20 protein-coding genes and 1 other annotated feature are annotated in these 24625 nt (G+C 51.9%); of the genes, 9 read left to right on the forward strand and 11 right to left on the reverse strand.

All coding sequences use genetic code 11. The annotated features are described in order from the left end of the window. Positions 1-29 precede the first annotated feature (29 nt). Together pqqU and A6U95_RS17560 are read right to left on the reverse strand one after the other, a co-directional pair. A complete protein-coding gene (gene pqqU / locus A6U95_RS17555; RefSeq protein ID WP_065685390.1) occupies positions 30-2198 on the reverse strand; it encodes a TonB-dependent receptor PqqU in 2169 nt (722 codons plus the stop codon). A 323-nt stretch (positions 2199-2521) separates the two neighbouring features. Then, a complete protein-coding gene (locus A6U95_RS17560) occupies positions 2522-3346 on the reverse strand; it encodes an SDR family oxidoreductase (RefSeq protein ID WP_065685391.1) in 825 nt (274 codons plus the stop codon). 283 nt (positions 3347-3629) lie between these two features. Here A6U95_RS17560 and hisL point away from each other — a divergent pair, with 283 nt between their 5' ends. The 9 genes from hisL (at position 3630) to hisIE (ending at position 10908) form a co-directional block, all read left to right on the forward strand. Next, entirely contained in the window at positions 3630-3677 is a 48-nt protein-coding gene (hisL, locus tag A6U95_RS30745) for a his operon leader peptide (protein WP_100396937.1), read from the forward strand. Next, positions 3653-3788, forward strand: a sequence feature (His leader region). Its footprint overlaps the gene before it by 25 nt. A gap of 69 nt (positions 3789-3857) precedes the next feature. Beyond that, positions 3858-4757, forward strand: a complete 900-nt coding sequence (gene hisG, locus A6U95_RS17570) for an ATP phosphoribosyltransferase (protein WP_021179966.1) — start codon at positions 3858-3860, stop codon at positions 4755-4757. A gap of 4 nt (positions 4758-4761) precedes the next feature. Next, positions 4762-6069: a histidinol dehydrogenase gene (hisD, locus tag A6U95_RS17575; protein ID WP_065685392.1), complete on the forward strand. Its 1308-nt coding sequence runs from the start codon at positions 4762-4764 to the stop codon at positions 6067-6069. After that, a complete protein-coding gene (gene hisC, locus A6U95_RS17580) occupies positions 6066-7130 on the forward strand; it encodes a histidinol-phosphate transaminase (protein WP_065685393.1) in 1065 nt (354 codons plus the stop codon). Before hisD ends, hisC begins: the two co-directional genes overlap by 4 nt. Positions 7131-7138: 8 nt before the next feature. Continuing rightward, complete coding sequence (gene hisB, locus A6U95_RS17585; RefSeq protein ID WP_065685394.1) at positions 7139-8206, forward strand: bifunctional histidinol-phosphatase/imidazoleglycerol-phosphate dehydratase HisB; 1068 nt, start codon at positions 7139-7141, stop codon at positions 8204-8206. After that, positions 8206-8796, forward strand: a complete 591-nt coding sequence (gene hisH / locus A6U95_RS17590) for an imidazole glycerol phosphate synthase subunit HisH (protein WP_021179970.1) — start codon at positions 8206-8208, stop codon at positions 8794-8796. The genes hisB and hisH overlap by 1 nt, the downstream gene beginning before the upstream one ends. A gap of 5 nt (positions 8797-8801) precedes the next feature. Then, positions 8802-9539 (forward strand): 1-(5-phosphoribosyl)-5-[(5-phosphoribosylamino)methylideneamino]imidazole-4-carboxamide isomerase, encoded by a 738-nt coding sequence (hisA, locus tag A6U95_RS17595; RefSeq protein WP_065685395.1) that lies wholly within the window; start codon positions 8802-8804, stop codon positions 9537-9539. After that, entirely contained in the window at positions 9521-10297 is a 777-nt protein-coding gene (gene hisF / locus A6U95_RS17600) for an imidazole glycerol phosphate synthase subunit HisF (protein ID WP_021179972.1), read from the forward strand. The genes hisA and hisF overlap by 19 nt, the downstream gene beginning before the upstream one ends. Next, positions 10291-10908: a bifunctional phosphoribosyl-AMP cyclohydrolase/phosphoribosyl-ATP diphosphatase HisIE gene (gene hisIE / locus A6U95_RS17605; protein ID WP_021805010.1), complete on the forward strand. Its 618-nt coding sequence runs from the start codon at positions 10291-10293 to the stop codon at positions 10906-10908. The genes hisF and hisIE overlap by 7 nt, the downstream gene beginning before the upstream one ends. A 74-nt stretch (positions 10909-10982) precedes the next feature. Here the strand turns inward: hisIE and gndA are convergent, their stop codons facing one another. From gndA to A6U95_RS17650, 9 genes are all read right to left on the reverse strand, one after another. Beyond that, entirely contained in the window at positions 10983-12389 is a 1407-nt protein-coding gene (gene gndA / locus A6U95_RS17610; protein WP_065685396.1) for an NADP-dependent phosphogluconate dehydrogenase, read from the reverse strand. 220 nt (positions 12390-12609) lie between these two features. After that, entirely contained in the window at positions 12610-13728 is a 1119-nt protein-coding gene (locus A6U95_RS17615; protein ID WP_065685397.1) for a glycosyltransferase family 4 protein, read from the reverse strand. Next, the gene (locus tag A6U95_RS17620) at positions 13721-14866 is read right to left on the reverse strand and encodes a glycosyltransferase family 1 protein (RefSeq protein WP_065685398.1); all 1146 of its coding nucleotides are present in this window, start codon (positions 14864-14866) and stop codon (positions 13721-13723) included. Before A6U95_RS17620 ends, A6U95_RS17615 begins: the two co-directional genes overlap by 8 nt. 103 nt (positions 14867-14969) lie before the next feature. Further along, positions 14970-18614, reverse strand: a complete 3645-nt coding sequence (locus tag A6U95_RS17625) for a glycosyltransferase (protein WP_065685399.1) — start codon at positions 18612-18614, stop codon at positions 14970-14972. After that, on the reverse strand, positions 18614-19909 hold the full coding sequence (locus A6U95_RS17630) for a class I SAM-dependent methyltransferase (RefSeq protein WP_065685400.1): 1296 nt from the start codon (positions 19907-19909) through the stop codon (positions 18614-18616). The genes A6U95_RS17625 and A6U95_RS17630 overlap by 1 nt, the downstream gene beginning before the upstream one ends. After that, complete coding sequence (locus A6U95_RS17635) at positions 19906-21123, reverse strand: ABC transporter ATP-binding protein (protein ID WP_065685401.1); 1218 nt, start codon at positions 21121-21123, stop codon at positions 19906-19908. Before A6U95_RS17635 ends, A6U95_RS17630 begins: the two co-directional genes overlap by 4 nt. Then, positions 21123-21917 (reverse strand): ABC transporter permease, encoded by a 795-nt coding sequence (locus tag A6U95_RS17640; protein WP_083196405.1) that lies wholly within the window; start codon positions 21915-21917, stop codon positions 21123-21125. The genes A6U95_RS17635 and A6U95_RS17640 overlap by 1 nt, the downstream gene beginning before the upstream one ends. A gap of 2 nt (positions 21918-21919) precedes the next feature. After that, complete coding sequence (cpsG, locus tag A6U95_RS17645) at positions 21920-23293, reverse strand: phosphomannomutase CpsG (RefSeq protein WP_065685402.1); 1374 nt, start codon at positions 23291-23293, stop codon at positions 21920-21922. A 14-nt stretch (positions 23294-23307) separates the two neighbouring features. Beyond that, the gene (locus A6U95_RS17650; protein ID WP_065685434.1) at positions 23308-24573 is read right to left on the reverse strand and encodes a mannose-1-phosphate guanylyltransferase/mannose-6-phosphate isomerase; all 1266 of its coding nucleotides are present in this window, start codon (positions 24571-24573) and stop codon (positions 23308-23310) included. Positions 24574-24625 lie beyond the last annotated feature (52 nt).

Raw genomic sequence — 24625 nt, forward strand, 5'->3', positions numbered from 1 at the left:
GGTTAGGTTCCCCGCTGTACTCCTGCTTACTACTCAAATGAATAAGCAACACTCATGCCCCCACCCCAGTTTCTGCCTGGAGCGGGTTCGAAATAGCGGCCATTGCCTTCGTTGACAATCACCGAGCCGACGTACTGGCGATCAAACAGATTGTCTACCCGGCCAAAAACGGTAAATTGCCAGTTCCCAACCGGGTAGCGATAACCTGTATTCAGCGCCGCCACGGTGTAGGACGGTGCCTGCTGTGAATTCTGATCGTTGGTCTGGATATCGCTCATATAGCGCAGTTCAGCACCGGCGAACCAACCTTGCGGCGGCGACCAGGCCAGCGAGGCGTATCCCATATTGCGGGCAATCCCCGGCAGGCGGTTGCCCTTCGGCACCTGTTTTGCGGCAGAACAGATGCTGTCGCCGCAGACATCATCGCGGTAAGTGGCATCCAGCAGTGTCCAGGCCATTTGCAGACGCCAGTCGTAGTTGAACTGTTGATCCAGCGCTAACTCCACCCCACGGCGACGGGTTTGCCCCGCGTTCTTATAGCTGGTGCGCCCGTTGCTGCTCTCATCGACGACAATTTCGTTTTTGGTATCGGTTTGGAACAGCGCCGCGCTGAACAGGCCGTTGCCGATACGGGTCTTGCTTCCTAATTCAACGGTATCGCTGGTAGCAGGTTTTAGACCGAGATTGAGCCCCGCCACGCCACCGGGGCGATAAGAGAGTTCATTGATGGTAGGGGTTTCAAAACCACGCCCGGCGGAAGCGTACACGTTCCAGGCCGTGGTCAACGCATAGTTGAGCGAGCCTACTGGCAGCCACTGGTGATAGCGGGCATCACCACTGTCATCGCCATTACTGCCGGTAATATAGCGATCGTTGGAGTCAAAATTGACGGTGCTGAAGCGCACTCCGGCATCCAGCGTCAAACGTTGGGTCAGGTTCCAGGAAGTTTGCAGATAGGGATCCACATTCCACATCAGGTTGCGTTCATCCCGCCGAAGATTACCCTTGGTCCCCAATTCGTTAACGCCATTAACTACCGTGAAGTTCTCATAGCCTTTGCGCTGCTCGCTCATGGTTTCGTAGTCGAGCCCACCCGTCAGGCTGAACGGCAAGGTGGCGATTTCACCGCGATGAGTCCAGCGAGTATCGATTCCCTGGTAATGACGAGCCAGAGAGATCACTCCGCCGGGATGTTGTTCACTACGCTGCTGTACGGCCACTGGTATTGACTGATACTGCGTGGTTTCCCGCTCACCGGCGTAAGTCATGATGCTCAGATCGTCATTGGCGCTCATCTGACGTTCATAGCGCAACCCGGCCTGGGTTTGTGAGATGGTTTTACGCGTGTTGTATTGATCTGCTCTTGGGGCCTGGCGCGGATTGTCGTGCCATTCAGCTTCGGTTAAACCACCGGGATCGTCGGCATTAATGTCGACCGAGTTAAACAACAGCGTCAGCGTGCTGACATCATCAATGCGCACACCCAAACGCGCGTTGCCCAGGTTCTTGCGTGCCCCACTGTGGTCGCGGAACCCTTCGGTGGTAAAACGGGTCGTGGAGACGGCGTAGTTCACGTCACCGGCGTGCGTGCCATCGCCGGTTGCACCGCTGGCTTTCATGCCGTAGCGCCAGGTGCCGTCACTGCCGCTATACATGCCCGCTTCAATCTTGTTCGGCTGTTGGCCGGTTTCGGTCTCTACATTGATGACGCCGCCGGAAGCGTTGCCATACAGCGCAGAAAACGGCCCGCGCAAAACCTCCACCTTATCCACTGAATTGAGATCGATATTCGACGTTTGCCCTTGGCCATCCGGCATGGTGGCAGGAATACCATCCACATAAATGCGTACGCCGCGGACGCCGTACATTGAGCGCGAGCCAAACCCACGGATTGACAGTTGCAAATCTTGCGCATAATTCTGACGATTTTGGATTTGCAGCCCCGGCACGCTGCCCAGCCCTTCGGAGATATTAATCTGCGGCCTGGCCTGACGAAGTTCATCGCCATTAAGCACGCTAACCGCTGCCGGAGTACTCAATTCTGAAAGACCGCTGCGCTTGGCCGTGACCACCATGGAAGATTGGTCCACTGCCCGATCGCTGGCTTGTACGTTTACCGCCATACACAGAGCGCAAGGTAACAGCGCAGAAATGGCGATAGGTGAGACCGCTGTATTTTTTTTATTAAGAAAATTCATGTAAAAACTGCCATTAGACGCTTGAGAGGATAGGTACCTTTTAGAAAAAACCGAGCGTATGTTAATACTTATCGCAACAGTTTGAAAATAGCGGAGAGAAACTCAAACTTCTATTAACTCGAATTTTACACAAATGATAAATATAAATGATGAGTCTTAAATGGGGGAATGTGAAGGATTTAGATTATTACTATCAATATCAATGCGTAAAATTAATTTCCTTATAATTTAGTCATGTTTAATAATCAAACTGGGAGAGTAAAAAAATAAGCAAGATTTTTGGAGGAGCACTGCCCCGCAAGCTGCGGGACAGTTTGATTTGGTTAACTGATCGGCATGCGATTCGGGTCTGGGTATTGATATTCAAACCCCAGCTCGTTACAGATACGGCTACCGTCCACCAGCCGCCCTTCTTGTTCATCTTCTTGCGCAAACTGCGGAGGTTGCAGATGCAGTTGCTCGGCCAGCGCCGGGTAGAAATCACGTTTGAGCGGATGGCCTGGCGCACAAAGATTATAGGTGTGCCCGCCCTTCGGCAGCTTCAGCAGCAGTTGGATGGCCGCAATCACGTCATCCTGATGCACCAGATTGACCCCGTGCGAACCGCCCTTGACGTCAACCTTACCCGCCAGGAAACGGCCTGGATGACGATCTCCACCCACCAGCCCTGCCAAGCGCAAAACGTCCACCGACGTGTTGGGCAATTGATGCAGCCAAAGCTCCAACTCCTCCAGCACTCGGCCAGCCGATGTCACCGGCTTGAGCGGCGAATCTTCCCGAACGGTACCGGTGGTTTCACCGTAAACCGACGTGGAGCTGGTAAAGATAATATGCGGCACGCCAAACGCTATCGCGCTGTCTACCAGCATACGTACGGCATCAAAGTAGCTTGCGCTCCCTTCGACGGTACGGCTGGCTGGCAGAGTGATCACCAACGCATCCGTGTACAACAGCTGTTCCAGATCGCGAGCTTCGCAAATCAGCTCCGGCGTCAGTTCCAGGCGATAACATTCGATACCACTCATCCGCGCGGCTTCTACCCCATCCGGCGTAGTTTTACTGCCAACCACTTCATACCCGTGGCCCATTAACGATAAAGCCAGCGGCATCCCTAACCAACCCAGACCCACAATGGCGACTTTTTTCATCAGTATGCCCCTAAGAATCGACTAACAAGCCCAACTTCACCGTTGCGGAAGGCCACCGGCCACACCGCAGGCGATAGTGAGATACTCCTCTAGGCTACGCCACCGCGCTGGTGGTTACAATCGGTTAACCTTAAGGTTGGGTAAAGCCGCGTACGGCTAATAACTCAGCCGCTTTCAATAAATTAAATTCATAACCACAAAAAAGGGTTGCAAGTTATACAACGGATAGTTTAGCTTAATTAGCACCTCAGCACTGGCTGACCCAATTTTAAAGAGAAATGACATGACTCGCGTTCAGTTCAACCACCATCATCACCATCATCCTGACTAGTCTTTCAGGCGATGTGTGCTGGAAGACGATTCTCGAATCTTCCAGTGGCGCGTAGAACGAACTAAACGCAAGAAAGAGCCCTCGGAAGATATCTTCCGAGGGTTTTTTTTTGGCTCCGGACAGACAGAAAAATAATTTTAATAACAAATTCATAAAATTACAGATTAAACAGAGGTTATCATGTTGGACAAAACACGTTTACGTATCGCCATGCAGAAATCAGGCCGCCTGAGCGAAGAGTCTCAGGAATTGCTGGCCCGCTGCGGCATCAAGATCAACCTGCAGCAACAACGCCTGATTGCCTTCGCCGAGAATATGCCGATCGATATCCTGCGCGTACGTGATGACGATATCCCAGGCTTGGTGATGGATGGCGTGGTGGATCTGGGTATCATTGGTGAGAACGTGCTGGAAGAGGAACTGCTCAACCGCCGTGCTCAGGGCGAAGACCCGCGTTACTTCACGCTGCGCCGCCTGGATTTTGGGGGTTGCCGCCTGTCGCTGGCCACCTCGCTGGATAGCGAATACTCTGGCCCGCAAAGCCTGCAAGACTCCCGCATCGCAACCTCTTACCCGCACCTGCTCAAGCAATACCTCGATAAACAAGGCGTTCGTTTTAAATCCTGCCTGCTGAACGGCTCGGTGGAAGTGGCTCCGCGCGCAGGCTTGGCAGACGCTATCTGTGACCTGGTGTCTACCGGTGCCACCCTGGAAGCCAACGGCCTGCGTGAAGTGGAAGTGATTTACCGCTCGAAAGCCTGCCTGATCCAGCGTGACGGCGAAATGCCGGAAGCCAAACAACAGTTGATTGACCGCCTGATGACCCGCATCCAAGGCGTGATCCAGGCGCGCGAATCCAAATACATCATGCTGCACGCGCCAAGCGAACGCCTGGACGAAATCGTCGCGCTGCTGCCGGGAGCAGAACGCCCGACCATTCTGCCGCTGGCAGGCTCTCAGAACCGCGTAGCGATGCACATGGTCAGCAGTGAGACCCTGTTCTGGGAAACCATGGAAAAGCTCAAAGCCCTGGGTGCCAGCTCCATTCTGGTCCTGCCAATTGAGAAGATGATGGAGTAACGCCATGCCAAACTTCAATACCGTCGTCAATTGGGGCAATTGCAGCGCGGAACAGCGCGCGGAGTTGCTGATGCGCCCGGCCATTTCGGCTTCGGACAGCATCACCCGTACGGTGCGCGAGATCCTCGATAACGTGAAGGCCAACGGTGACAGCGCGCTACGTGAGTACAGCGCCAAGTTTGATAAAACCGAAGTCGCAGCATTACGCGTAACGGCAGAGCAGATTGATCAAGCCTGCGCCCGTCTGGGTGACGAGATCAAACAGGCGATGGCCGTAGCCGTCGCCAACGTGGAAACCTTCCACAATGCACAACAGCTGCCAGCGGTAGACGTTGAAACCCTGCCCGGCGTGCGTTGCCAGCAGGTGACCCGCCCAATCGATTCGGTGGGTCTGTATATCCCTGGCGGTTCCGCACCGCTGTTCTCCACGGTATTGATGTTGGCTACCCCGGCACGCATTGCCGGTTGCCGCCGCGTGGTGCTGTGTTCCCCACCGCCGATCGCCGATGAGATCCTGTATGCCGCCAAACTCTGTGGCGTTCAGGAAGTATTCCAGGTCGGTGGCGCGCAGGCGATTGCCGCCATGGCGTTTGGCACGGATTCGGTGCCACGGGTAGCGAAAATCTTCGGGCCGGGCAACGCCTTTGTCACCGAAGCCAAACGTCAGATCAGCCAACGGCTGGACGGTGCGGCCATCGATATGCCCGCAGGCCCTTCCGAGGTGCTGGTGATTGCAGACAGCGGCGCAACCCCGGCGTTTGTCGCTTCCGATCTGCTGTCTCAGGCCGAACATGGCCCGGATTCACAGGTCATTCTGTTAACCCCAGACGCCGCGATGGCCGAAGCGGTCGCCGTAGCGGTTGAGCAACAGCTGGCACAGCTGCCACGGGCAGAAACCGCCCGCCAGGCTTTGGCCAGCAGCCGCCTGATTGTGGCGAAGGATTTGGCCGAGTGTGTCGCCATCAGCAACCAGTACGGCCCAGAGCACCTGATTATTCAGACCCGCAGCGCGCGCGATCTGGTGGACAGCATTACCAGCGCTGGTTCGGTGTTCCTCGGTGACTGGTCGCCGGAGTCCGCCGGTGATTATGCTTCCGGCACCAACCACGTGCTGCCAACCTATGGTTATACCGCCACCTGCTCTAGCCTGGGGCTGGCGGATTTCCAAAAGCGCATGACGGTACAGGAACTGACGCCGCAAGGCTTTATGACCCTGGCCCCAACCATTGAGATCCTGGCAGCCGCCGAACAGTTGGTCGCCCACAAAAACGCCGTGACCCTACGCGTCGCCGCACTGAAGGAGCAAGCATGAGCATCGAAGAATTAGCACGCAAAAACGTGCGCGAGCTGACCCCGTATCAGTCGGCACGCCGCCTTGGTGGCAAAGGTGACGTCTGGTTGAATGCCAACGAATACCCGGTTGCGCCAGAGTTTCAACTGACCGCCCAGACCTTTAACCGCTACCCGGAATGCCAACCTGCACTGGTGATTGAGCGCTACGCCGCCTACGCCGGGGTGAATAAAGACCAGGTGTTGGTCAGCCGTGGCGCAGATGAAGGTATCGAACTGCTGATCCGTGCTTTTTGCGAGCCAGGTAAAGACGCCATCCTGTTTTGCCCACCGACTTACGGCATGTACGCCGTCAGCGCCGAGACTTTTAACGTAGAGCGCCGCACGGTCGCCGCCAAAGAAGATTGGCAGCTCGATCTACCTGCAATTGCTGCCAGCCTGGATAACGTCAAACTGATCTACGCCTGCAGCCCGAATAACCCGACTGGCAACCTGCTCGATCCCAACGATCTGCGTAACCTGCTGGAACTGGCCAAAGGCAAAGCGATCGTCGCCATCGATGAAGCTTATATCGAGTTCTGTCCGCAGGCCTCGGTTGCTAGCTGGCTGAATGATTACCCGCACCTGGTAGTATTGCGCACGCTGTCCAAAGCCTTCGCCCTGGCTGGCCTGCGCTGCGGCTTCACCCTGGCCAATGAGGAAGTGATAGCCCTGCTGCTGAAAGTGATTGCCCCGTATCCGCTCTCGACCCCGGTGGCCGACATCGCCGCCCAGGCGCTGAGCACCGAGGGGATCCGCGTTATGCGCCAGCGCGTCACCGAGATTGCCGCCAACCGCAGTTGGCTTCAGCAGGCGTTACAAGACTGCGCCTGCGTGGAGCAGGTCTTCACCAGTGACAGCAATTACCTGCTGGTTCGCTTTACCGCCTCAAGTCATGTCTTTAAAACCTTATGGGATCAGGGCATTATCTTGCGAGACCAAAATAAACAGCCTGGCCTGTCCGGTTGCCTGCGGATCACCATCGGCACCCGTAACGAATGCCAGCGCGTCGTTGACGCACTCAATACTCTGCCCGGCGCATAGGAGCCAACGTGAGCCAAAAATATCTCTTTATTGACCGTGACGGCACGCTGATTGCTGAACCCCCGGAAGATTTCCAGGTCGACCGCCTGGATAAACTGGCGCTGGAGCCAGAGGTGATCCCTGCCCTGCTGGCCTTGCAGCAAGCCGGTTTCACATTGGTGATGATCACCAATCAGGACGGCCTGGGCACCGCCAGCTTCCCGCAGGAAACCTTCGATCCGCCGCACAACCTGATGATGCAGATCCTCAGCTCCCAGGGCGTCAAATTCGACGATATCCTGATCTGCCCGCACAAGCCGGAAGACCATTGCGACTGTCGTAAACCGAAGGTTGCCATGGTCAAAGGCTATCTGGAGCCGGGCGTGATAGACGTGGCCAACAGCTATGTGATTGGCGATCGCCAAACCGACATTCAACTGGCGGCCAATATGGGTATTCAGGGGCTGCTGTATCAGCGCCAGGCGCTGGGCTGGCAGGCCATCACCCAACAGTTGACCAAACGCGATCGCTATGCGCACGTCAACCGCGTGACCAAAGAGACGCAGATTGACGTCAAGGTCTGGCTGGATCGTGAAGGCGGCAGCAAGATCAAAACCGGCGTCGGCTTCTTCGACCACATGCTGGATCAGATTGCCACCCACGGCGGCTTCCGGATGGATATTCAGGTGAACGGCGATCTGTACATCGACGATCACCACACGGTAGAAGACACCGGATTGGCGCTGGGCGAAGCTCTGAGTAAAGCCTTGGGCGACAAACGCGGCATCGCACGTTTCGGCTTCGTATTGCCGATGGATGAATGCCTGGCCCGTTGCGCACTGGATATCTCTGGCCGCCCACACCTGGAATATAAAGCCGAGTTCAACTATCAGCGCGTAGGCGATCTCAGCACCGAGATGATCGAGCACTTCTTCCGCTCGCTGTCTTACACCATGGGCTGCACCCTGCACCTGCGCACCAAAGGTAAAAACGACCATCACCGTGTCGAAAGCCTGTTCAAGGTGTTTGGCCGCACGCTGCGCCAGGCGATCCGCGTTGAGGGCAATACGCTGCCCAGCTCGAAAGGAGTGCTGTGATGAACGTGGTGATCCTGGACACCGGCTGCGCCAACCTCGCCTCGGTCAACTATGCGGTGCAGCGCCTGGGCTATCAGCCACAGGTGAGCCGCGATCCGGAAATCGTGCTGCGAGCCGACAAACTGTTCCTGCCTGGTGTGGGTACTGCACAGGCGGCAATGGACCAGTTGGAACAGCGCGACCTGATCGATCTGATCAAGGCCTGTACCCAGCCAGTGCTGGGGATCTGCCTGGGTATGCAGTTGCTGGCAGCCAGCAGTGAAGAAAATGGGGGTATCAAAACGCTAGGGATTATCGATACTCCGGTAACACAGATGACCGATTTTGGCCTGCCTTTGCCCCATATGGGCTGGAACCAGGTTACGGCGCAGGCCGGCGATCATCTGTTCCGCGGCATCGAGGATGGTGCTTACTTTTACTTCGTTCACAGTTATGCGATGCCGATATGCTCAAGCACCATCGCTCAGGCGAACTACGGCGAGCCCTTCACCGCCGCCGTACAAAAAGACAACTTCTTTGGCGTGCAGTTTCATCCAGAGCGATCTGGCAACGCCGGGGCGCAACTGTTGAAGAACTTTCTGGAGATGTAGGCAGCATGATTATTCCCGCTTTGGATTTGATCGACGGTAACGTAGTGCGCCTGCATCAGGGCGATTACGGCCAACAGCGCGACTACGGCAACGATCCGCTGCTGCGTCTGCAAGACTATCAGCAGCAAGGGGCGCAAGTTTTACACCTGGTTGATTTGACCGGTGCCAAAGATCCGGCGGCTCGTCAGATCCCACTGTTGCGTAAACTGCTGGCCGGGGTAAGCGTGCCGGTACAGGTTGGCGGCGGTATCCGTAACGAACAAGACGTTGCGGCACTGCTGGAAGCCGGAGCCAAGCGTGTGGTCGTCGGCTCCACCGCAGTCAAGCAGCCCGAGATGGTACAGGGTTGGTTTGAACGCTACGGTGCCGATGCCATGGTGCTGGCGCTGGACGTACGCATCGACGCCACAGGCCGTAAGAACGTGGCTATCAGCGGCTGGCAGGAAGACTCGGAAGCCACGCTGGAACAGGTGGTTGAGCAATATCTGCCGTTTGGCCTGAAACATGTGCTGTGCACCGATATCTCACGCGACGGTACGCTGAAAGGCTCCAACGTGGGGCTGTATCAGGAAGTGTGCCAACGTTATCCGCAGATCGCCTTCCAGGCTTCTGGCGGCATCGGCAATCTGGACGATATCGCCCAGCTGCGTGGCAGTGGTGTGGAAGGGGTGATCGTCGGGCGCGCCCTGTTGGACGGTAAATTCAGCGTTGAGGAGGCTATCGCATGCTGGCAAAACGGATAATCCCTTGTCTGGACGTCAAGGACGGGCAAGTGGTCAAGGGCGTGCAGTTCCGTAACCACGAAATCATTGGCGACATCGTGCCACTGGCCCAGCGCTACGCGCAGGAAGGTGCCGACGAACTGGTCTTTTACGATATCACCGCCTCCAGCGATGGACGGGTGGTAGACAAAAGCTGGGTTTCACGGGTTGCGGAAGTGATCGATATTCCGTTCTGCGTGGCCGGGGGCATCAAGAGTGCCGAAGACGCCAGCCAGATCCTCTCCTTTGGGGCGGACAAGATCTCCATCAACTCCCCTGCGCTGGCCGACCCAACGCTGATCAGCCGCCTGGCCGATCGCTTTGGCGTACAGTGCATCGTGGTCGGGATCGACACCTGGTATGAAGCCGCAACCGGCAAATACCACGTCAACCAATATACCGGGGATGAAAGCCGCACCCGAGTCACCGAGTGGCAAACCCTCGATTGGGTGCAGGAAGTGCAAAAGCGTGGCGCTGGGGAGATTGTGCTCAACATGATGAACCAGGACGGCGTACGCAACGGTTACGATCTGGAACAGTTGAAGCGGGTACGTGAGGTGTGCAAGGTGCCGCTGATCGCCTCCGGCGGTGCCGGTACCATGGAACACTTCCTGGAAGCCTTCCGCGATGCCGACGTTGACGGCGCACTGGCGGCTTCGGTATTCCATAAGCAAATCATCAATATCGGCGAACTGAAACGGTTCCTGGCAGAGAAAGGCGTGGAGATACGCGTGTGTTAACAGAACAACAGAAAGCTAAGCTGGATTGGGCAAAAACCGACAACCTGATGCCGGCAATCGTACAACATGCCGTTTCCGGCGAAGTATTAATGCTGGGCTATATGGATCAGGCCGCCCTGGACGTTACCGAGCAAACCGGCAAGGTGACGTTTTTCTCACGGACCAAGCAGCGCCTGTGGACCAAAGGCGAAAGCTCAGGCAACTTCCTTAACGTGGTCAGCATTACGCCAGACTGCGATAACGATACCTTGCTGATCCTGGCCAACCCGATTGGCCCAACCTGCCATTTGGGTAACGACAGTTGCTTCCATCCGGCAAGCAGCGACTGGGGCTTCCTATACCAGCTTGAACAATTGCTGGCTTCGCGTAAAACCGCCAGCCCGGATAGCTCGTACACTGCCAAGCTGTATGCCAGCGGAACCAAGCGCATTGCACAGAAGGTTGGCGAGGAAGGCGTAGAAACTGCCCTGGCCGCCACGGTAAACGATCGCGAAGAACTGACCAATGAAGCTTCTGACCTGATTTACCACCTGCTGGTGCTGTTGCAGGATCAGGAGCTGGATTTGAGTAAGGTGATTGGCCGCCTGCGCGAACGGCACGAGAAGAAATAATCCTGTTTTGCAGGCAATAAAAAAGCCGCCGGGCGTTAACCTCGGCGGCTTTTTTTATCGTTCAACGAGCGGGATTATTCCATCCATTCGGTATGGAATACGCCTTCTTTATCGGTACGCTTATAAGTATGAGCACCGAAGTAGTCACGTTGCGCCTGGATCAGGTTGGCAGGCAGCACCGCAGAGCGATAGCTGTCGTAGTACGCGATCGCCGCAGAGAAGGTTGGCGTTGGGATACCGTTCTGCACCGCATAGGAAACCACATCACGCAGCGCCTGCTGATACTCATCGGCGATTTGCTTGAAGTAAGGTGCCAGCAGCAGGTTGGCGATGTCGGCATTCTCAGCGTAGGCATCGGTGATCTTCTGCAGGAACTGAGCGCGGATGATACAACCGGCACGGAAAATCTTGGCAATTTCGCCGTAGTTCAGATCCCAGTTGTTTTCCTTGGAAGCCGCTTTCAACTGAGAGAAGCCCTGCGCATAGGAAACGATTTTACCCAGGTACAGAGCGCGACGAACTTTCTCGACAAACTCGGCTTTCTCACCGCTGAAGGCCGCAACTTTCGGGCCGGTCAGGACTTTAGAAGCCGCTACGCGCTGGTCTTTCAGAGAAGACAGGTAACGTGCAAACACAGACTCGGTGATCAATGACAGTGGTTCGCCCAGATCCAGAGAGCTCTGGCTGGTCCATTTGCCGGTGCCTTTGTTGGCCGCTTCATCGAGGATCACATCAACCAGGTATTTACCCTCTTCGTCTTTCTTGGTGAAGATGTCTTTGGTGATGTCGATCAGGTAGCTGTTCAGTTCGCCCTTGTTCCACTCGGCGAAGGTTTCCGCCAACTGCTCGTTGTTCAGATTCAGCGCCTGCTTCAGCAAGGAGTAGGCTTCTGCGATCAGCTGCATGTCGCCATATTCGATACCGTTGTGCACCATCTTCACGTAGTGGCCAGCACCGTCAGCACCGATATAGGCCACGCATGGCTCACCTTCGGCCACAGCGGCGATTTTCTTCAGGATGGGTGCCACCAGCTCGTAAGCTTCTTTCTGGCCACCAGGCATGATTGAAGGCCCTTTCAGCGCTCCTTCTTCGCCACCGGAAACGCCGGTGCCAATAAAGTTGAAGCCCTGAGCAGACAGCTCGCGGTTACGACGGATAGTATCCTGATAGTAGGTGTTACCACCGTCGATCAGGATATCGCCTTTATCCAGGTGCGGAGTCAGCGAGGCAATGGTCTTGTCCGTAGCTTCGCCCGCTTTTACCATCAGCAAAATGCGGCGCGGTGTTTCCAGCGATGCAACAAACTCTTCGACGGTGTAGTGCGGCACCAGGTTTTTGCCTGGGTTCTCTGCAATAACTTCGTCAGTCTTATCGCCTGAACGGTTAAAGATAGAAACGGTATAGCCACGGCTTTCGATGTTCAAAGCCAGATTGCGGCCCATCACCGCCATGCCGACAACGCCGATTTGCTGTTTGGACATTAGGAACTCCTGTCTGAGGATGACACCTGTATCACGGCTCTTGGCCAACAGGTTTTTGATGTGGCCAACATGTTAACTCAGGATTGTGTTCGCTGGGTAGTGATTGGTGCGATAGGTCACATATCTCGTTTAAATTTTCAGTAACTGGCTGACAGCGTTCACAAAACAAGCATCCATTAAGACCCAAAAGACGCCGCCCGGCCTACTTCAATCAAACTCTTTATTGGCGACCCAACAGAGATCTGTAGATTTTCGTATACTCATCAACCATTTGCTTGGAAGTAAACATTTCCTCGTAGCGTTCATACGCCTTATTGCCGAACTGCTCTGCCAACTGAGGGTTGGCCCACAACTTATCCATGGCTTTTCGCAAGGCCGAAGGATCCGACGGAGGGATCACCAACCCGGTCTGGTTATCGATATTGATGAAAGTAGTGCCGGTACCGATTTCACTGGAAATCATCGGTTTTCGGTACATGGCGCCCTCCAGCAGCGATATGCCAAACGCCTCTGAACGCAGATGCGAAGGAAAAACAATGCCATAGCACAGCATCAATAATGCCGTTTTATCCTCATCCGGCAACGCACCAAGAAAATGAACGTTTTTCAGTCCCAAATTTTGGGCCTGCTCACGTAATTCACTTTCTATCGGCCCGGCGCCCACAATCACGATCGGATAGTCTGAGCCAATGGCTGCCTCAAGCAGGATATGCAAACCTTTGTAGTAGCGCAGCGTACCGATAAACAGGAAGAACGGCTGACCGATCTGCCGTTGCCATTTATCAAGTCGACTCTGTTCCGGTATGGGATAGGTCGCTTTATTCAAGCCAATCGGGATTACGGTGACCTTGTCTTTAAAGGTTTCCAATACATCACTGGTGGCCACATAGTTCGGTGACGTCGCTACAATGCAATCTATTTTGCGCAAAAAAAGATGCATCAACGGTTTATAAAGCCGCAGAAGGTTTTTTTGTCTAATTATATCCGAGTGATAACTTACTACCGTCGGCTTCTTAACCCCAGCGAGGAAGTGCACGAGGTCCATGTAAGGCCATGGAAAATGGTAGTGAATGATATCCGCTTGTTCGCTGAGCTCTTTAAACTTCTTTATCACGCGAAACGAGAAAGGGTTAGACGCGATGCTAAAATCTTGTCTGACCTTATGGGCGGTATGCTGTGAAATAACTTCGCAGCTATCCTTACCCGCAGGCGTCACGGACAGAACATCTGTCGATACGCCTTTCTCGACGCTACCTTCAGCAAGTTGATATATCACTTGCTCAATGCCACCGAAAGAGTCTGGATAATACGTTTTATAGAAATGGAGTACTTTAATCATTATTGGCCAGTTTTTGATAAACGTCTAAAGTTTGGCGAGTGCAACTTTGCCAGGAAAACGTTGTTGCATTTGACAATCCTAGTTCGACAGCCTCTTTGCGCCACTGCTCATCAGTCAGGCCTCTGGTGATAAGCTCCGTTAATAAACCGATATCCTCTGGGGCATGGGTCATCGCCGCATCGCCCACGACCTCCGGCAAAGAGGAGCTGTTAGAACAGATTACCGGGGTACCTGAACTCATCGCTTCCAAAACCGGGAGCCCGAAACCTTCATAGTGCGAAGGAAAAACAAATAGGCTGGCGGCTGAGTACAACAGCGGTAATTCCTCTGCAGCGGCAAAACCCAGATAGTTAAGCCAGCCCTCACGCTGTCCTCGTTCGATTTCCTGCATGATGTCATCATTGCGCCATCCCTTATAGCCTGAGAGAACTAACGGATAGCGAGTGCGCAACTCTCTAGGAAGGCTTCTATAGGCATGGATTAAGGAAAGGATATTTTTTCTCGGCTCAATGGTACCAACAAATAAGGTGAAGGCTTTATAGCCTAAGCCAAATTTGTTTAAAACACTGGATACCTGCTCGGCCTTGCGCGGATAAAAGTCGGGAGAACTTGCCAGATGGACCGTGTGAATTTTTTCAAGCGGATAGTCAAAATACTCATGGATCTCATTACGAATATAGTTCGATACCGTTATGAGACCATTGGCCCGAGATAATGCGCCTAACATCTCTTTCTTGGTAAAACGGTTCCTTTTGGGATCAAAGCAGTGCTCCCATTTGAAGGGAGACAGATCGTGAAATGTTGCAACGGAGGGGCCCTCAAAAGGAGGGAGAAAAAAGTTAGGGCCATGGAAAATGCAACGCTCATAGCCACGCAGTGCCTTCTTTTTGAGCCGTGGCATCAGCAACCTATAGGCTTCAATCGCCAACGAGTTGCTCTGCACAATATTTTTTAACCGGTGACTCCCATCGGAGGTATTTTTTGCTGTGGGAATACCTGATAAAAAGTGAGTGCCGGAAAAAAAATGAAGCTCTTCAATTTCGTTGCTGCTTTGCAAACCCTTCGCCAGCTCATAGGTATAACGCCCTATGCCAGTCAGCGGAAATTTGATTGGCTCAACAGAAAGAATTATTTTCATCTAGAGTCATATTCCATGGAATATTTATGCTTTCAGCATAATAGGTTCAATGCAGCAGGGCAAAACTGCACCTGCTGCATTGAAGGGGGCTAAAACCAAGAAGCTACTTAAAGAGCTTGGCTCTTAACAAACCCGTACACATATTTTCAAGCCTTCTGGCAACGGCATGATAATCATGCTGTTCGCACCATGCATTAGCACGTCGCTGCGTTTCAACTGCACACGCCGAGTTTTTAGCGATATCAGAAATAATTTCAGAAATGCCCTCGGCAACATCCGCTACCGAAGTTCCCTTAAATTTGAAGACGGCATCGCCAAGATCGTCAAAGATGGCTAGTGGCGTAACTGCCACGGGCTTATGCGTCGCCATGCCGTACCGCACCGCGCCACTGGCTGACTCACCGGTGTTTTGATAAGCGAATACCAGCAGATCGGCATCAGAGAGCAGACGCAAACTTTCTTTGTCATCAAGAAAATCGTTATGCATCTCGACCAGATCTTCAACCTTCAGGTTGGCCGCCGTCGCTTTAAGCTCGCGCACTAATGCGGCAGAGTCACTGACAGGATATTCTGCATTAACCAACCTTAATCGGATAGGTTTACCCACCTTTTTAAGGTGGGCCACCGCTTCGATCAGCTCTTGCAACCCTTTATGCGGCAAGCAGAAACCATAACTAGCTACCAGTGGCAGCGCATTGCGTTTGGCAGCCACCGGCTCCTTAGCGGGATAATTAATCACCCCGTGCGGGAATAGGGTCACATTATCGACCAGACCCAGCTGTTTCAAGCGGTTAATATCGGTAATAGAGTGCACCAACAAACGATCACACATTTTCAGCGCGTCGGTCATTTCTGACAACCGGAAGTTCCAGTGCGGTTCTTTTTCCAACGGATCGACCGTAGAATGCATGGCCATAACGATAACCCGGCCCGCCTGATGGTGCCTTTCGATAAAGGCCGATAGCTCGCGGTGGTTAAAGAACCCGTAGTTAAACTGGATAACGAGAGTATTCAAGCGTAGAGCTTCGATCTGCGCATCCAGAGTATCAAGATAGTTGTTCTCTTTACCAACCACCCAGTTCCTCAAAACATTGTTTTCATCCGCATGAACCAGATCATTTGCTGTCGGCGCAAAAATCACGATCTGATCGCTGGGCATGTCAGCCACCAGATGTTGCGAGTAAGTAGCAATACCGCATTTGGTATTCCAGGTCGAGAGCCAGCCAATGCGAGCCCCCTCTTGCGAGACGTCAAAATGCTTACGCAACGCGCCGACAGCCGCAGTCGATCGTCGTGCGACATCGTCCCAAGTAAACTGACGGAGAATAAGTTCGCGGCCTTTTGACGCCATAGCAGATAACTGCGCCTTGTCGGTAGCAGCGGCCTGTTGCATTGCCTCTGCCAGATTTTCGACATCAACGCTGACCCAAGACGAAGAGAACAAGCCAAAGTGAGTCTTTGCACGCTCAAAGCGGTAATCAACCAGCCACGAGTTTTCTTGCGTACAAAAATCAAGCTGCCCACTCCAGTCGGTGGTGATCGCCGGCAAGCCACTCAGCATGGCCTCAGCAATCGGCAAGCCAAACCCTTCGGCACAACTTGGTGCCACCAACACGTCACAATACTCGTAGAGCGCCTTCAGTTCCTGCTCTGGCATATCCTGTTCGATGATAATGACGTCAGGATAGTTGACATGCTGCTTCTGAGCCTCCTTCAGCCAAGCCTGCACTTCGTTGTGCGGATTAGCGAAGGTTTTAATAATCAGGGAAACGTCATCCTTGGCGGTGAAAGCGGCCCCATAGGCCACTAACATCGCCTGAACCCCCTTGCGCGGGAAGCACGAAGAAACATGTAGGAACCTGAATGTTTTGGCGTTCAGCTGCGGTTGCTTCGCGGACTGAATGCGCTCCCAATGCTCACAACCGTTCCCTACATTAAACACGGGAACCTTGGTACCATTATCAATCAATACTTTACGCACATGCTCGGAAGTACAAAGGATCGCATCCAGCTCGCGGTTGAAGTTGTTGATCCAACCTTGTGGAAAACCACTTTCTTCCCAGGCATAGCAATGCAAGAGCTTCACATCGGCCTTCATATCACTGACGCGTGGCGGATAAAGATTGCGGCTCAATACGTTAACCGACCTATCGCCCCGTTGCTGAACCCGTTGATGATATTCCTTCAGATCCGCATTGTTCTCATCATTCAGGAAGGTTTCACTGGGGGCAAAGTCGCCCGGCCCTTCCGTCGAATGAAGCAGAACCCCAACATTCTCCCGATTGAGCGCACGCGCGAATTCTCTATTCACCAGAGCCAAACTGTAGGAGCTGTCATAAGGCCCTTCTACACGCCAGGACAACGCAGCTAGGTCGATACCCTGTAGTTCCAACCGTTTGGCATTTCGATCCATCGCCTCGGCGGTTGAACGCAAATCGTTATCTGTGGGTTCTTCGCGACATTTGATCTTGGAAATGGCGGCGATCAATTGTGATGATGATACCCCCCCTGCCACCACGTCCCCGGTATCGGAAACCAGCTGTTCAAAACGGTTCAAGGCACTAATTCCCGCCTTGTCCCACGAGAACTTGCTGGCCTGAACCATGGCGTGCTGCTTCAGCTTGTTGAGGAAAATCTCATCACTCAAAGCCTGATGAAGCTTCTCTTTAATAGACTCCACCGAATAAGGATCAAACAGTGCATCTGCGTAGCCGATCACTTCTGGGATGCTGGTTACGTTAGAGCCGATAGTCGCCGCTCCGCACGTCATCGCCTCTAAAATCGGCAGGCCAAACCCCTCATGTAGCGAAGCGAAAACAAACAGCTTGGCCAACTGATAAAAAACGACCAAATCCTGTTCCGATACATATCCGGTCAGGATCATCTCGTCTTCACGTAGTTGAACGTTATGAGCAATCGATCTCAGGTAACTGCGATCGCTGTCAGACAGCTTGCTGACAATGACCAACTGGTTTTTTTCACGCAATTCCGGCGTTAACTTGCTGTAAGCTTCAATCAGACGTTTGAAGTTTTTACGAGCATCGAAACCGCCCGGAGCATACAACACGACATCACGGGTAATGTCGTATCGTTGTTTTAAAGCGGTGAATTCATTATCAGATGCCTCGCTGATAACAAAATGCTCTTCTGTCGCAGCAGAAATCGTGCACACCTTGTCTGCGGGGATATCCAACCACTCCATCACCTCGGCAGAGGTGTAATCCGAGTTGGTAAGCAACAGGTCCGCTTTCTTCAGCCAATTGATTTTCTTTAGGTAGTACTCTTTATAAACTTCATCTTGAAGGTAAACGTCCGATTGCACCAATGGGATCAGATCATGATGCAACACCGCCACTTTTGTTTTAGGGGTGAATTTGGCGATCGAGGACACCGCATTATCCACATGCCCTTCAAACAAGCTGGTGATGAAAACAATATCGGGCGCAAGATTGTGTAAAAAGGCTTCGCGAACATATTCAGCGCATTCGCCCCGCCAGGCATTGTGCCTCTCCATCGCTCGAACGGGGCCAGGCGCATACCAAACCACGATATTTTCAGCCGGAACTAGGCGACTAAACTGTGCCTTCAGGTCAGCAATCGTTTCCGGGAATAATGAGGACAAAGCAATAAAAATTTCGTGTTGGCTGTTGTTGCGGATAATCGCCTTAGCGATCGAAATAGTATAACGACCAATCCCACGAAAGCGGCTTTCTGTTTGTGCCCCTTGCAGGTCAATAACAATGCGCATTATGACTCTCCGTGCTTCTTATTATTTGCGGTCTTTAACTGTTCATACATATCAATAGCTCTGCTCGTCATATTATCCTGATAAACAACATGACGTTCATTCGCCATAAGATCGGCGTGATAGTTAGGCGCGGAATTCAAAACGCGTCGGAAAACAGATTGTAGTAACCGATAAACGCCCAGCTTTCTAGCGCTGGAGAGCACAAAGCCTTTGAACTTTGGATGCTCATGGAAAAGACTGAGGGCCGTATTGATCGTTTTCCTCAAAACTTTTTTGACCGCCTTGCGGCCCCGAGCTTTAATACCTTCATCTCGAACAGCCTGTAACTGACCTGAAACCCACCGCAATGGGTAGGTCACGCGCCAAGAATTACTGGCATGCACATCAATGAGTTGTTGCTGCAGGCTTTGATTGTGAGCATGAACCGCCATCAGTTCCTGATGCGATTTCTCCCACTGGCGCTGGAAACGCTCCAATTGGTTGCCCACGTCGTGAAGTTTCGCTTCCTGTGCGCGCTGCACCTTGTCCATTCGCTTAAACTGACTATTCAATCGCTGGTCATAGCGATCGCTCAAGCCATCGAGAGTAACCCCATATTCTTTTTCGAAATAGGGATCTAACTCGCGGACAACTGACTTCTCGGCCTCTTTTTGGGCTATCAGGCTATAATCTGGGCTAACCCCTTTCAGCACGTCGACCAAATAAACCGACGAATTTGAGTCCCTCAATCCGGCTTTTTCCTGCAAGCGCAGTATTTTAGTTCTCAGAAAGCCATAATAGTTCGGAATGAACTCAAGAAGTGCGGGGGGCAGCGGATGGTTGTGGGTGGGATCCATGTAAAAAGAACAGGTTCCAACGCTCACGTTTTCTGGATTTGGCGTCTCAAGAATCAGCAGGCCGCCAGGTTTAAGCACCCGCAGAGCCTCTTTGACCAGTGATTGTAAAACCTCAAAGGGCAGATGTTCGGCAATATGAAAACCGGTGATGGCCAGCAGGCTGGCATCTGCCTGCTGTTGGAGAAAGGCCAGACAATCCATCTTCTTCACATTCAAGCCAATCTGCAAGGCACGTTCGAGCATGCCATCATCGAGATCGACCCCCATGGCCGGAATAGCATTATCCCTTAAGGTTTCGAGCCACTCTCCACGCCCACAGCCAACATCAGCAACCTCAGCTGAAGGGTAAATTTTTGCCAACGCCGTGATGAAAGGGAGGTACACGGATAAGCGTTGTTTGATGTCCTGTACGCTACCTCGGTGTTCTTCCTCAAAAACTCTGTAGAAATCATCACTCATTCAAAAATCTCCAACTTAGGAGGCAACCAGGCAACTCCAATAAAATCTTTCTCGTCTGAATTCACCACGTTGAAAACAACCGCTAAATCGCGCCATTCGTAATTTTTGCCAACGTGAGTTCCAGCTGTATGTAAAGCTACCGCAACCGAGTAGGATCCAACACCCAAATTGGCTGAGAAAGCAAATGAAAAGGTTCTTGAGCCTTTCGCTTTCAGCTCAAACAACGGCTGTCCCAGGTGATGGGTATTGGTACCAAAAACCGGCTGCCCTAGTCGGTCTTTAATCATATACCCCACGACCAGCTCAGGAAGGGCCTCATTGATATGAACTTTCACCTGCAGATTAACAGGCTGCCCTACCGTTACCACCTCGATGCTTTCACCCTCATCGTTCAGCAGACAAATATCAATAATACTCGCTTCACCAGAGCCGGAACGGGTCTGTAACTTTCCGTTTGTTTCAACCTGACGAATGGACAAATTCTGTTTGTCGGCGAGCAGCGCATTATAATAATCCATTACGGATTCAGGCTCGCCTTCCATTTCTATCCTGCCCTTATTGAGCAAAATAGCCCTGTCGCATATACTTTGGATTGCTTGCTTATCGTGAGAAACCAACAGAAGCGTGGTGCCTAACTTGCGAAACTCGCGTATACGTTCGAAACTTTTATGCTGGAAATAGGCGTCACCAACAGACAATGCTTCATCGACAATCAGAATATCCGGTCGGATCGCTGTTGCTACGCTGAATGCCAGCCGCACCTGCATGCCGCTTGAATAAACCCGGACTGGCTGATCGATATAATCGCCGATTTCAGCAAACTCCTCGATTTCCGGCATCAGTTCCGTAATCTTTTCGACGGGAATACCCAGCAATTGCCCGGACATATAAACATTTTGGCGACCAGTAAAATCAGAGTGGAAGCCCATACCAAGTTCCAGCAATGCGGCAACACGGCCAGAAAGAGCAATGTCACCACAGGTTGGTTTGGCAGTGCCGGTAATCAATTTCAATAATGTGCTTTTACCCGCGCCGTTGATACCAATAATCCCCAACGCTTCGCCAGGGTCAACGTTAAAACTTATATCCTGCAGGATCCATTTCAGTTTATGTTTGACGGTATTAAATGGCGAAATCCATTCAAGCAGTCGCCCGGTTTTAGACGAGTACTGCTTGTATGCCTTGCCAACATTATGTACTTTGATATAACTCATTATAACTCGTCCACCATATCTGCAGCATGCTTCCTGAACAGTCTCATACCAAACGCGCAAAATATTATGGCCAGTACCAACACCGGCCATAAAGAGTACCAGTTAGGTTGCTGATGATAGGCAAATATCGATTGGTATGACTGCATTACCCGAGCCATTGGGTTGTACATCAGTGATTTTCTTGCCCATTCCGGCAGCGAATTCAAGACGTAAACGATAGGTGTAAACCAGAACCAGAATTGCAACAATACACCAACGAACTGCCCGACGTCGCGGAAGAAAACGTTCATCACCCCCAATGTCATCCCCAGTCCAACGGTGAACAGGACTTGCAATGCCAAAACCGGCAACACGGAAAAAAATAAGACGCCTGGGAAGTTGCCAGTAAAAATAAGGAAGATCAAAAACAAGCTGAATATGATGCAGAAATTTAAAATAGCAGATGCAGTAACAATAACCGGCAAACATATTTTAGGGAAACTGAGTTTTTTGATTAAATTGGCATTAGTGATAAATACACTTTGACTCTTATCCAGAATCTCAGTAAATAACCCCCATGTCAGCACCCCAGAACAAAGATAAATACTGTAAGCAAAAGGCCCTGAATTATCAGGCATCCTGGCTTTCATCACCTCGGAGAACACCAGCGTATAAACCAAAATCATGGCCAACGGCTGCAATACCAACCATAGCGCACCCAGCATGCTGGTCTGATAACGGGACTGAAAGTCCCGTTTAATACTGCTCCAAATGAAACCCCGATAACCGTAGATGGCTAATAACATCTCTTTCATTGTTACTCTCCGCCTAAGAGTGCCAGAATCTCTTTAGTTTTCTGCTGCATCAGTTCAACGTTCCCCTTTGATTCAACGTTCAAACGCACGACAGGCTCAGTATTTGAGGTGCGTAAATTAAAACGCCATTCATCAAACTCAAGACTAATGCCATCAGTCATATCGAAAACCAGAGCATCATTTTTATAGACGTTCAAGACGCACTCAATGGCAGTTTTGGCATCAAGAAGCTTGCGGTTAATCTCGCCAGATGCCGGATAAGCACACATGCGATCCTTCACCAATTGACTCAGAGCTTTGCCTTTGGCTGAGAGCAGGCTGGCGACCAAAAGCCATGGGATCATACCGCTGTCGCAATAAGCGAAATCACGGAAGTAATGATGTGCGCTCATCTCGCCACCGTAGATAGCGTCTTCTTTACGCATGCGTTCTTTGATAAAGGCATGCCCGGTTTTCGACATAACCGGTACACCGCCAGCTTGATTGACAATATCAATCGTGTTCCAGGATAGACGAGGATCGTGAATGATCTTGGCACCTGGGTTAGTCTGAAGGAAGGCTTCAGCAAGCAGTCCAACGATGTAGTAGCCCTCAATGAAGGTTGCTTTTTCATCAAACAGGAAACAACGGTCAAAATCGCCGTCGAAAGCGATACCCATATCTGCCCGATGATCAACTACCGCTTTAGCTGTGTCGGCTCGGCATTCTGGCAATAGCGGGTTAGGAATGCCATTAGGGAAATGGCCATCAGGTTGGTGGTGGACCTTGACGAAAGATACCGGGATATTATCGCGCTTGAATCGACGCTCAATCTCATCGATAACGTGGCCAGCCGCGCCATTACCGGAGTTGATGACCAGCTTCATAGGCTTCAACTCAGCCGCATCAATATAGCTCAGCAAATGGTCCACATACTCTTCCAGGATAGAAAGAGTCTGGTAGCTGCCGCGCTGGCTTTCATCAACCGGTGCGAAGTTGTTATCTTCCGCCAGTTGCTTAATCGTCAATAGCCCCGTATCACCGCTAATCGGTTGAGCATTGGCTTTAACTAACTTCATTCCATTGTAATTCATTGGGTTATGGCTAGCCGTAACCTCAATACCACCATCCATACCCAGATGGAAAGTGGCGAAATACACTTCTTCTGTTCCACTCATGCCAATATCGTATACATCGGCACCGGCATCCTGAAGCCCATTAGCCAAAGCCAGCTTGAGCGCCTCGCTCGTCAGGCGTATGTCCCCACCCACAATCACGCGCTGAGGTTTCAGGTATTCGCCATAAGCGCGACCGATACGGTAGGCAATGTCTTCATTCAGCTCTTCACCAAGCTGCCCACGAATATCATATGCTTTAAAACAAGTTAAGGTACTCATTAAAACCTCAAGAATTAGCAACGACCGTAATGATCTTTAATACGGATAATGTCATCATCCCCTAAATAAGAGCCTGATTGGATTTCGATCAGCTCCAAGGGGATATTCCCTGGGTTTTCTAAACGGTGAATGATCCCGATAGGAATGAACGTTGACTGATTTTCAGTAAGCAAGAACGTTTTATCTCCGGTTGTTACCTTTGCTGTGCCTGAAAGAACGACCCAGTGCTCTGCGCGATGATGATGCATTTGCAGAGAGAAGGCCTCTCCCGGATTCACAATAATACGATTCACATTAAAGCGTTTTTCGGCAACCAAAATATCGCTGCGCCCCCATGGACGATACACCTCACGATGCCGACGGTATTCACTACGCTTGTTCTTCTTCAGATGTTCAACAATCTTTTTAACATCCTGAACCTTGGATCTATCTACTACCAGAACGGCATCTTTGGTGTTAACAATCACCAGGTTTTCAACACCTACAGCAGCGACAAGCTTCTCGTCAGTGTTGATGTAGCAGTCACGGGAGTCATAGAGGAAAGTATCCCCGGTTAGCGCATTACCCGCCGAGTCTTTCTTGCTTACTTCCCACAACGCCGACCAAGATCCGACGTCACTCCAACCAGCATCTAGAGGAATGACCACCGCATCGTGAGTCTTCTCCATTACCGCATAGTCAACCGAGTCATCCGGGCAGGCAGAAAACGCATCGCGATCAACATTGATAAAGTTTTTATCGCATTCGGTGTTATCAAGCGCATCACGGCAAGCCGCAAGGATATCTGGGCGGAATTTTTCCAGCTCTTCCAGATAGCGCTTGGCACGAAACATGAACATGCCGCTATTCCAGTAGTATTCACCAGTCTCGATATAGCTTTGTGCCGTCTCGCTGTCAGGCTTCTCTACAAACCGTTGAACAGGCGCAGCCACCGATCCATTCTTACATTCCCCACGTTGAATATACCCGTAACCCGTTTCAGGCCCGGTGGGGACGATACCAAAAGTGACCAAACTCTTTGCAGCCGCATGTGGCAGTGCCAGGTCAATGGCACGATGGAATGCTTCGACATCATTGATAATGTGGTCGGCCGCCAACACCAACATGATAGGGTCATTGCCCTGGGCAATGGCATTCAGTGCGGCCAAGGCTATCGCCGGAGCGGTGTTACGCCCTACCGGTTCCAAAATGATGTTATGCGATAACATGTCGATCTGCCGAAGTTGTTCAGCAACCGGCTTTGTTGAATAAATCGAACTTTTGGCCGTAGTCAGGATCAGATCACCACACTCCTGATCCTGCAGCGATATCACGTGGCAAAACAAAAGTTCA

This window comes from Serratia sp. 14-2641, from assembly GCF_001692375.1.
Classification (GTDB): Bacteria; Pseudomonadota; Gammaproteobacteria; order Enterobacterales; family Enterobacteriaceae; genus Chania; species Chania fonticola_C.